The sequence below is a fragment of the Methanopyrus sp. genome, from assembly GCF_053997775.1.
The window spans coordinates 1-9,540 of sequence record NZ_JBMXXF010000022.1; the positions used below are offsets into that span (position 1 = coordinate 1).

Sequence of the window (9,540 nt, forward strand, 5' to 3'; positions counted from 1 at the left end):
AGCCGGTCCAGCTCGTCCAGGTCCAGGTCGCGCGCCCCGTACGCGTCCTGTCGGAGGTTGCAGTGGGGGCACGAGTGGGGGCACCTGGTGGTCAGGTCCACGGTCACGTGGAACTCTCCCAACCCGGGACCCCCCAATCGTTACGCCATCCTTAACGATAGGCCGGGGTCGGGGGCTAGAGGCTAGAGGGAGTGGCGGTACCGCTCCCGGTGCTCCTGCTTCTTACCGTCCACGAACGAGTCCACGGGGGCCAGGTACCCGGTCACCCGGGACCACACCGTGGTCCGGGTCCCGCACTCCGGGCACCGCTCCACGACGCCCTCGTAGGTGCGCTGGCACCGGTCGCAGACGCTGTAGTCCCGGGTGAAGGCCAGGAATCCGACGGTGTTCTTGCGCATGAGTCGCACGCCGAACTTGGCCAGGGTCTCCGGGAAGTCCACGCGCTCCCCCAGCCAGATGTGCGCGATGTGCCCGCCGAGCGTGAGCGGATGGAACCTCGCCTCTAGCTCCACGCGGTCCACGACGTCGAGCTCCACGTCGTACGGCACGTGGCACGAGTTGGTCAGGTACGGGCGCTCCCTGGTCCCGCGGACGACGGCCTCGTCCCCGAACTTCCTCAGGTAGGCGCGGGCGAGCCGCTCGGCCGCGGACTCCGCGGGGGACTGAACGACCGACCACCGGCGCCCGTCCCGCTCGTGGAACTCCTCGCGGATCTCGTTCAGGTGCTCCACGACCCGTAGGGCCAGCCGGAAGGCCGACCGGTCCTCCCAGAAGTGGGACCCGGTGAGCACCTCGATCGCCTCGGCGAGCCCCACGAACCCGAGGCTCCAGGTCGTGTGCTCGTACCGGAAGTAGGGCTCTCCCTCCCCGTTCGGCCGCCAGTTCTGGCACCCGTCGTACAGCCCCGCCTCGAGGCACCGCTTCACGCACCGCCACCGGGCCAGGAGGGCCCGCCGAGCGAGCTCGCAGTACTCCCGGAGCCGCTCGAGGAACGCGTCCTCGTCCCCCGCCTCGTGCGCGATCAGGGGCAGGTTCAGCGTCACGTACTCGAAGTTGCCCGTGCGGATGGTGTCCACGTCCCACTCGCCCGTCCAGTTCGTCGCCAGGCAGGTCCGACAGCCCATGTAGTTCACGTTCTCGCCCACGATCCGACGCCACTTCGGGTTGAGCAGGTTGGCGAAGTACACGGCCCCGTTCTCGGCCGCCACCCGGAAGGCGAGCTCCAGCGTCTCCTCGTCGTACCCCGGCCGCACCTTGACGATCAGCTGCGGGAACTTGAGCGGGGCTCCGGCCGCATCCCCCTCCAGCTGCACCTCCAGCAGGGCCCGGGCGAACATGATCGCCTCCTCCTCGAAGTCCCCGTAGGTTCCCACCACCCGACCCCGGGGACCGATCGCCGGCTCGTCCTCCAGGAACTCCGGGCAGGTGAGCTCGAGGTTCACGTTGGTGAACGCGGGCTGGCCGCCCCGGGCCACGAGGTCCTGCGTCGCCTCGAACATCATGATCTGCGCCAGCTGCTTGACCTCCCCGTAGCTGAGCCCCTCCTCCGCGATGTAGGGGGCCACGAGGAAGTTCACGAAGTCCTGACCCTGACCCCCGGCGAAGAAGTTCTGCGACGTCATCAGCCACTTCAGGATGTGCAGGACCGCCACCTCCGCGTGCTTCGCCGGCTTGCTCACGCACGTGAGTCGACCGATGGGGCTGCGCGCGTACAGCCCGTGCCTCAGTACCCACCGGCAGTCGTGCTGACAGCAGTTGGACCGGGTCAGGGCGTAGTCCAGGTCGTGAATGTGCAGGTAACCCTCCCGGTGCGCCCGGGCCACCTCGGGCTCCAGCACGTCGTTCAGGAACCGCTCCTTCTGCACCCGGTCCTGCAGCAGCTTCGAGACCACCTCCGGCGTGGGGAGCATGTTCGCGTTCCGGGCCGCCCGGATCGGCTCCTCCAGCACCTCTTCCGGCAGCTCCACCTCGACGCCCTGACCGGGAGCGGACCGCGCCGGGTTAAGCCCCCTTCGCCCGCGTTCGCCCCGGGAGCCCCGCGCTCACCGCGGGCGCGTCGATCACACCCCAACGGGGCGCTCGGCATATTTTCCGTTTGGAAAAAGTTGCCGATACCTAAGGTTCTCCCGAAATGTCACGAACCCATTCCAGCGCCTCAAACCTCAGCTTTGGCCCCTCATGCGCGAGCCTCAACAAGTTCACCGCCGCCTCACTACCCCGCTCCCGACACAGCCGCCGAAACAGCTTCAGCGCGCGCCGCTCCGAGGCCAACGCCGTCCGAACGTACTCCCGCTCGAACTCCTCCGACTCCACGATCTCCGGCCGCTCCACCAGCTCCTCCATCACGTCCTCACCGACGTTACCCAGCGAGGCCACCCACCACGGCAGCAGCGTCGCCTCCTCCCACCCCACCGTCACCTCACCACCGTCCCACCGAATCCGGATCCCCTCCAACGGCTCCAACGAGCCCAACGACACGCCCACCGGAAACGCCCGCAGCGCCTCCCTCACCGGGCGCGTCCCCACCCGATCCGCCACCTCGCCCACCGCATCCAGCACCGACACCGGATCGTGCGCCTCCGCCGGCGGGTTCAGCGTCATGGCGAACCCCAGCCCGACGCCCGACAGGCAGGCCGCCTCGAACGCCTCCTCCGGCTCCCCCTCCACCACCGCCTCCCACGGCGTTTCCACCCGCACGTCCACCCCCTCCACCTCACCCAGGAGCACCTCCGGCAGCATCCCCAGGTCCGCCCGGCGCGCGAACCACGCCAGACGGGAGAGCGACATCGGAGCCCCCCTCAGCGGGCGGAACCGACGACCCCGCCACCACCCCCACCACCGGTACAGGCCCGCCCACGCGTCCCCCTCCCCCGGCGAGGGCACCTCACCCCGCTCCTCACCCAACCGAGCCTGCCGCACCCGGTCCACCAGCGGATCCGCGTCCTCCCGGGGCCGGATCGGACCCCGGACGGCCACCCACACGTTCCAGTCCCCGGCCTCCTCCAGCACGTCCTCCGGCTCCACCGGGACCCGACCGTCCCCGGCCCGCACCACCAGGCCCAGGAAGCACCGGTCCGTCTGGTAGACCACCAGCTCGGGGTGATCCACGAACTCCGCCGCCACCGGCTCCACCTCCCCCACCGCCTCCACCAGCCACAGCTCCAGCCCCGGCGTCCTAACCCTCGGAAGCTTCTTGCCCAGCGCCAACCACTCCAGCGCCTCCAGCCGGTCCCGCTGGTACCGGGGGAGCTCCCTCGCCTCGGGCGCGTCCAGCACCGGCGACAGCTCGTCCACGCACCGCCACGGATCCCCCCGGTACCCCAACGCCTGCAGCAACGGCGCGCACGCGAGCGCGGCCGCCGCGTGCAGGAGGTCCTCCGACTCCCCCTCCCCCTCCACCAGCGCCGCGGTCAGCGCCAGGAATGCCCGCCCGTGCGTGGCGAACCCCACGTCGCAGTACTCGATCTCCGGGTAGAGCCGTCCGCCCCGGGCCACGAACGGCCGGGCCGGCACGACCAGGTCCAGGGTGGACGTCTGCAGGCTCTCCAGCAGGCCGCCTGGACCGCGGTACCGCTCCGCCAGCAGCTCGCTGGCGTCACCCACGGGATCCTCGCACCGGGCCCGGTACTCCAGGTACACCGGCTCCCGCCGGAACGCCACCCGGAACGCGTGCCGGCCCGGCCGGAGGCGCCGCTTCCTCGGGCTCCCCAGGAAAACGTCTTGTAGCTCGAACCCCACCTCCAACCGGGATCCCCCCGATGAGGAGTGCACTACCGCCCGAGCTGAATGAGGAGGGGTCGCTTCGCCGAGGCGGGGACCGAGGTTGAGCGATCGCGCCCGAAAAATCGTGCGCGTGAAGGCCCGGGGCGAGGTCGTGCGCACCCTGTCCGAGGTGGTGGAGGAGGGCCTCGAGCTCAGCGTCTTAAACGCCACGGTGACCCCGGACTCGATCACCGCCGAGCTGGCCGTGCAGGCCCCCGAGGAGGACCAGGTCCGCGAGTTCCTGCGCACGCTCCGAAGGTTCGGCCTGGAGGTGGAGGAGCTGGAGAAAACGCTGATTCACGACGAGGAAACGTGCGTGCACTGCACCGCCTGCCACTCCGTCTGCCCCGTCGGCGCCGTCCTCGTGGAGGACCACGAGGTGTCCTTCGACGAGGACGAGTGCATCGTGTGCGGCTCCTGCGTCGAGATCTGTCCCACCGGCGCCCTCAAGATCGCCTCGAAGGAGGGTGGGGAATGAGGTTCTGGGTCGCCCACCCCGGGCACACCCGAGGACTGAGGACCCTCCTCTCCGGGATCGAGGACCTGCGCCGCGTGGAGGCCGTGTACGCCGGCGGTTCCCCCGAGCGCATCGGCACGGGCCGCCCCAACCTGCATTACCCCACGATCGACGAGGTGCGCGAGCAGGTCGAGCTCGCTCACTCGCACGACGTCCGGTACGACGTGGTCGTCAACTCCACCTGCCCCCTCCGCGGCGAGCCCACCCGCCGCGTCCTCGAGCGCTACGACCGGTACCTCCGGGACCTCGAGCGGGCGGACGTCGACGGAATCGTCGCCGCCGACCCGATCATCCTGGAGCTGGCCGCCGAGTACTTCGACCGGGTGACCGTCTCCTGCCTCGCCTTCGTCAACGACCCCGAAAAGGCGGAGCACTACGAGGACGTCGCCACCGCGATCACCCTCGACACGTCGCACAACCGGCGCTTCGAGACCCTGGAGGCGCTCTCCCGGCTGGGGATGGAGCTCAAGGTCATCGTCAACGAGGGCTGCCTGCTGGACTGTCCCTACCGACCCTTCCACTTCAACCTGTTCTCGCACCTGTACGGGCCCGACGAGGTCTCCGTGTACGATGACTACTACTACCGGCGGTGCATCGCGGACCGCCTCCGCCACCCGGAGCTGATCATCAAGTCCCCGTGGATCCGGCCCGAGGACCTCGAGCACTACGAGCCCTACGTGGACGCGTTCAAGATCTCGGGGCGCTCGCACCAGGTGCGCTGGATCGTCAAGGTCGTTAACGCGTACCTGGAGGGGCGCTGGGACGGGAACCTGCTCGACCTCCTGGACTGCCCCCGGGAGCTCCGGGACTACTTCTACCTGGACAACCGGGCGCTGGACGGGGCCATCGAGCGCTGGAAGGAGTGCGACCACCGGTGCCACGAGTGCGGGTTCTGCCGGGAGCTGGCGGAACGCGCCCTGCGCGTGAGGGAGTTCCGGCACCCGGAGGCGGCGACCGCGGGTGAGCGGGCTTGATCGAACGGTGCGCGGAGTACCTGCGCCGCCTGGAGGAGCGGCTCGAGGAGGGGATGGTCACCGAGGTGGACGCGTTCGTGGCCCGGTGCGGCTGCGTGGGCGTCGTCTTCATGCTCCGGGGCGTCCGCCTGGACGACGTCACCGACGGGGCCATCGCCGTCGTTCAGCGCGCGGCCCGGGAGGTGGGAGCGGACCCCGACATCGTGTACGCCCGGGTGGTCCCTGGCACGGACCTGGTCATCGACCTGGGCGCGCGCACCCTCTGCGAGACGTGCGAGCGCGAGTTCTCCGGCGAGGAACCGCGGCCCGACCTGAGGGTGCTCCGGGGCGGTCGGTGATGCGCTGGTACCTCTGCGCGTCCGAGCACCAGCTCGAGCACCTTCCCGACGACGCCGACGGGGTGGTCGTCCCCTACCCGGGGCTCGGGGTCGCCACGCTGCTGCCCCGGTACCCCTCCGAGTCCGAGGCCGAGCGGATGATCCGCGAGGCGGCGGACCGGGGCTTGCGGGTGCAGGCGCTCGCCGACTTCACGTGTTCCGGGTGCGAGCACATGTCCGCGTCCGGGCACGAGACGTTCCGCTCCACCCTGGAGTACCTGGCGCACGACCTGGAGGTGGACGGCTTGGTGGTCGCGGACCCGTACGCGGTGGAGCTGGCGGCCGGGCTCGACGTGACCGTGGTCGTCTCGCACACCGCCGCCGTGGACACGCCCGAGAAGGCCTGGTACTTCGACCGACTCGGGGCCGACGTGATCACGGTGGACCCGTCCCTGAACGAGGACGAGTCGACCGTCGACGCCGTACGGGAGCGCGTCTCCGCCCGCCTGCGCGCGGCCGTTAACGCGGTGACCTGGCGGGACCCGGTCGCGTACTTCGAGCGGAACCTGCGGTCGCACCTCACCCGGCGCGGGGAGTCCCCCTCCCCCTACAAGAACGACCCGTACGGGCCGCTCCGAAGGAGGAGGGTGGTGCGAGGGGTCCGGGAGGAGCTCTTCGACGAGGTGCTCATCATCCTCGGCGGAGAGCCTCCGTGATGTCCGTCCGGGTGACGATCCCCACCACCCGATTCTCCTCGTCCACCACGGGCAGGCAGGAGATGTTGTGCCGGTTCATCCGCTCCAGCGCCTCGTTCACGGTCTCGTGCGGCCGGATCGTCACCACGTCCTCGGTCATGATCTCCCTCAACCGCTTCTTACCCTCCGCCACCGCGGCCGCGATGTCCCAGGAGGTGACGATGCCGACGAGCCTACCCTCCTCGTCCACGACCGGAACGTGGTTGATCTCCTCCTCGATGAGCTTCCTCGCCACCTCCTCGATGCTCTCATCCGGGTGGGCCGTGATCACCCGCCTCGTCATGATGTCCCTGATCCGAGGCAGGTGAGGGGGCCGGCTCGGCATCGGCCTCGGACTCACGTCCCGGGGCAGCCGCTCGACCGGCTCCGTGAGCAGGAACTCACCCTCCTCGATCTCCTCCCGCAGCCGCTCCGCGATCTCCCGGGCCATCCGATAGCTCGACAGGGCCCCGGTCCGCACCCTCCGCCCCTCGATCTCCACCCTGCCGGACCGCAGCTCCGCGTAGGTGACCCGGGCCACCACCGGCCGGTCCCGGGACCGCACCCCGTAGTCCACCACCGGCACCTCGATGTCCTCGTCCCGGACCGCCGTTGACTCGGCCACCTTCTCGTCCAGCACCGGGATGGGCACGCCGATGCCCACCGCCAGGCTCACGCCGTAGTTCTTCAGCACGACCGGGCGCAGGAACTCCGGGTCCGCCTCCTTCAAGTCTCCCCTCACCATCAGGGTGGCCATGCCGCCGCGCGGGTCGTGCTGCGTGCCCTCCCCGATGACGTACCCGCGCGAGCCCGCCAGCCAGATCCGCGTCCCGATCCCGATCGTGCGGAGCTCGGGATCGTTGGCGAGCGGGTTCAGCTGCCCCGCCCCGCAGTAGGTCACGTTCCCGTACTCCGGGAGCAGCACCCCCATGTAGGTGTACAGCGTCTCCTCGGACGAGTTCGTGGCGGCCACGTACCGCTGGTAGCAGTTCCTGGGGTTCACCAGCACCGCCTGGTTCAGATCCTCGATCGTGATGAGCGTCTCCACGGACTCCTTCGGGTAACAGTCCGTCCCGGCCCCCTCGGCCCGCAGGACGACCTCCTCACCCGCCGCCAGCTCGTGGATCACGTGCGCTCCACCGTACTCGATCCCCCGATCCTCGCTCGGCTGGGCCGCCCCCAGGTACGCGTCCACCGCCGCCAGACCCGTGTACGCCTCCACCTCGTTCAACCACACGCGCTGCATCTTGATGGGCGGGTCCGAGTGCCCGAAGTTCAGGAACACGCCGGAGCTGCACATGGGCCCGAACGTCGCGCACGTGACCACGTCCACCTCCTTCGCGGCCCGCTCCGCCCCCACGTCCTCCACGATCTCGATCATCTCCTCCGCGGTGACGACGCAGGCCTCACCGCGCCTGATCCGCTCGTTGATCTCCTCCACGCTCTTCCGCTGCAACGCCCGAACCCCGCAGACCGCGCTGCAGGACGCCCAACCGCTCCTCCAGCCTTAGCACCTTACCCGGCCGGGCCCGCTTTACCGGGTTCCTGGGCGCCAACCGGCACGACGCGTGCCGGCGAGACACCTCAAAGAACCCCAACCGCTCGGACAACCGCTGCACCTCGTTCTTGTCCATACCGGCCAGGGGACGAAACACCGGAAACCGGGCCGCCCGATCGATCACGGCCAGGTTGTCCGGCACCTGACTCGCCACCTGACCGATCACGTCGCCCGTGACCACCCCCACCCCACCCACCCGCTCGCACAGCGCGCACGCCCGCCGCAGCATCTCCCGCTTGCAGAGCACGCACCGGTACCGCGCCTCCTCCCCTCGCAGCGACGCGAGCGCCTCCATGAACCCCTCGAAGTCCTCCACCTCCAACCGCACCTCGCCCGGGATCCACTCCGAGAACCGCTCCGCCAGCTCCTCCACCACGTCCACCTCCGACCCGAACCGCCCCCGATCCAGGTGCAACCACACCACCTCACACCCACGCCTCGCCGCGTACCACGCCGCCACCGGGCTGTCGATACCCCCGGACACCAGGCACACCACCGGCGACTGCGACCCGTACGGCAGCCCGCCCGGCCCTTCCCGCACCCACGAGCCCAGGTACGCGAAGCTCCCCTCCCGCCGCAGCTCCACGTGAACCTCCACGTCCGGATCGTCCAGATCCACCGACCAGCCCGTATGCCGACGCACCAGCTCCCCCAGCTCCACGTTCATCTCCCGCGAGGATGGGGCCTCCTCCCACGCCCGACGCGACCGAACCGCGAACGAGCCCGCCCGAACCCCCTCCAAGCACGGCCGGATCGCCCGGAACACCTCCTCAGGCTCGTACGAGTCCACCCACACCACCCTGGTCCACTTCGCCACCCCGAACACCCGACCCAACGCCTCCGGCTCCTCCGGATCCCGCACCAGCAACCGACCCTCCAACCGCTCCACCTCACCGCCCGCCTGCCTCCGCACATTCCGCGCCAGCGTCCGTTCCATCTCCTCCCGAACCCGAGGAGACTTAACCGCCAACTCCCCGTACATCACCAGGTAGCAGCGGCCCACGACGGATCACCCGCCCGGGGGAACCACCGTGGGGCTCCTCGACGCCCTCTTCGGCGACGAGGGCGCCGACCGGGGCGAAACCGAGGTGGAGAAGGTTCGAGAGGAAGTCCTCCGGGTCCGCCTCCTCCGCGGCCCGGCCTACTTTAAAAACGACAGCGTCATCGCGGCCCGGGGCGACCTGGAATTCTCCGCCACCCGACCCGTCCGCACGTCTGGCGGCCTCACCGGACTCCTGGAGAAGGTACTCAAGGTCAAGCTGCTGGGAATGCGGCGCCACTTCGTCCGCGCGGACGGCTCCGGCGTGGTGTACGCCGGCGACGGCGGTCGGATCCACGTGCTCGACGTCCCCGAGGGCGAGCGCCTTACCGTGAACCAGGACCGCCTCCTGTTCACCGACGCCCCCGCCGACGTGGCCGCCCAGCTGGATGCCAGCATCCTGAGCACCGGACTCGTCGACCTGGGATTCGAGGGACCGTGCCGGGTCGCGGTCACCGCGGAGTGCGACCCGGTGACCCTGGAGGTAAGCGACGGGGAACCCATCCTCGTGGACCCGGAGTGCCTGATCGCGTGGACGGGCGACGTCACCTTCGAGGCCACCTGGCAGGGCAGCGCCCTGGACCTGCTCCTGGGCCGCAAGCACGGGGAGGAACTCATGCTCAGGGCGCGCGGGTCCGG

9 protein-coding genes are annotated in these 9,540 nt (G+C 70.0%); 5 read left to right on the plus strand and 4 right to left on the minus strand.

Going from position 1 to position 9,540, the window contains the following annotated elements:
- Positions 1-182: 182 nt before the first annotated feature.
- Complete coding sequence (nrdD, locus tag ACXJJV_RS02840) at positions 183-1,967, minus strand: anaerobic ribonucleoside-triphosphate reductase (RefSeq protein WP_456466667.1); 1,785 nt, start codon at positions 1,965-1,967, stop codon at positions 183-185.
- Positions 1,968-2,115: 148 nt separating this feature from the next.
- Positions 2,116-3,744, minus strand: coding sequence for a hypothetical protein (locus ACXJJV_RS02845; protein ID WP_456466668.1), 1,629 nt, complete (start codon positions 3,742-3,744; stop codon positions 2,116-2,118).
- 79 nt (positions 3,745-3,823) lie between these two features.
- Here ACXJJV_RS02845 and ACXJJV_RS02850 point away from each other — a divergent pair, with 79 nt between their 5' ends.
- From ACXJJV_RS02850 to ACXJJV_RS02865, 4 genes are read left to right on the plus strand one after another with little or no spacing between them, the layout of a single operon-like run.
- The gene (locus ACXJJV_RS02850) at positions 3,824-4,240 is read left to right on the plus strand and encodes a 4Fe-4S dicluster domain-containing protein (RefSeq protein ID WP_456466669.1); all 417 of its coding nucleotides are present in this window, start codon (positions 3,824-3,826) and stop codon (positions 4,238-4,240) included.
- The gene (locus ACXJJV_RS02855; protein WP_456466670.1) at positions 4,237-5,253 is read left to right on the plus strand and encodes a U32 family peptidase; all 1,017 of its coding nucleotides are present in this window, start codon (positions 4,237-4,239) and stop codon (positions 5,251-5,253) included. The genes ACXJJV_RS02850 and ACXJJV_RS02855 overlap by 4 nt, the downstream gene beginning before the upstream one ends.
- A complete protein-coding gene (locus tag ACXJJV_RS02860; RefSeq protein WP_456466671.1) occupies positions 5,250-5,591 on the plus strand; it encodes a DUF5402 family protein in 342 nt (113 codons plus the stop codon). Before ACXJJV_RS02855 ends, ACXJJV_RS02860 begins: the two co-directional genes overlap by 4 nt.
- Positions 5,591-6,286, plus strand: a complete 696-nt coding sequence (locus ACXJJV_RS02865; RefSeq protein ID WP_456466672.1) for a hypothetical protein — start codon at positions 5,591-5,593, stop codon at positions 6,284-6,286. The genes ACXJJV_RS02860 and ACXJJV_RS02865 overlap by 1 nt, the downstream gene beginning before the upstream one ends.
- On the opposite strand, the gene ACXJJV_RS02870 is transcribed toward ACXJJV_RS02865, so the two are convergent.
- Positions 6,261-7,760, minus strand: coding sequence for a homocysteine biosynthesis protein (locus ACXJJV_RS02870; RefSeq protein WP_456466673.1), 1,500 nt, complete (start codon positions 7,758-7,760; stop codon positions 6,261-6,263). The genes ACXJJV_RS02865 and ACXJJV_RS02870 overlap by 26 nt on opposite strands.
- Positions 7,711-8,865 (minus strand): tRNA sulfurtransferase, encoded by a 1,155-nt coding sequence (locus ACXJJV_RS02875; protein ID WP_456466674.1) that lies wholly within the window; start codon positions 8,863-8,865, stop codon positions 7,711-7,713. The genes ACXJJV_RS02870 and ACXJJV_RS02875 overlap by 50 nt, the downstream gene beginning before the upstream one ends.
- A gap of 28 nt (positions 8,866-8,893) precedes the next feature.
- Here ACXJJV_RS02875 and ACXJJV_RS02880 point away from each other — a divergent pair.
- A partial coding sequence (locus tag ACXJJV_RS02880) for an AIM24 family protein (RefSeq protein ID WP_456466675.1) occupies positions 8,894-9,540 on the plus strand: 647 nt, incomplete at its 3' end.

What these genes read in the sequence shown, in the direction of transcription:
- ACXJJV_RS02855 (WP_456466670.1), top strand. Translation starts at nt 4,237, where the DNA reads ATGAGGTTCTGGGTCGCCCACCCCGGGCACACCCGAGGACTGAGGACC.
- ACXJJV_RS02865 (WP_456466672.1), top strand. Translation starts at nt 5,591, where the DNA reads ATGCGCTGGTACCTCTGCGCGTCCGAGCACCAGCTCGAGCACCTTCCC.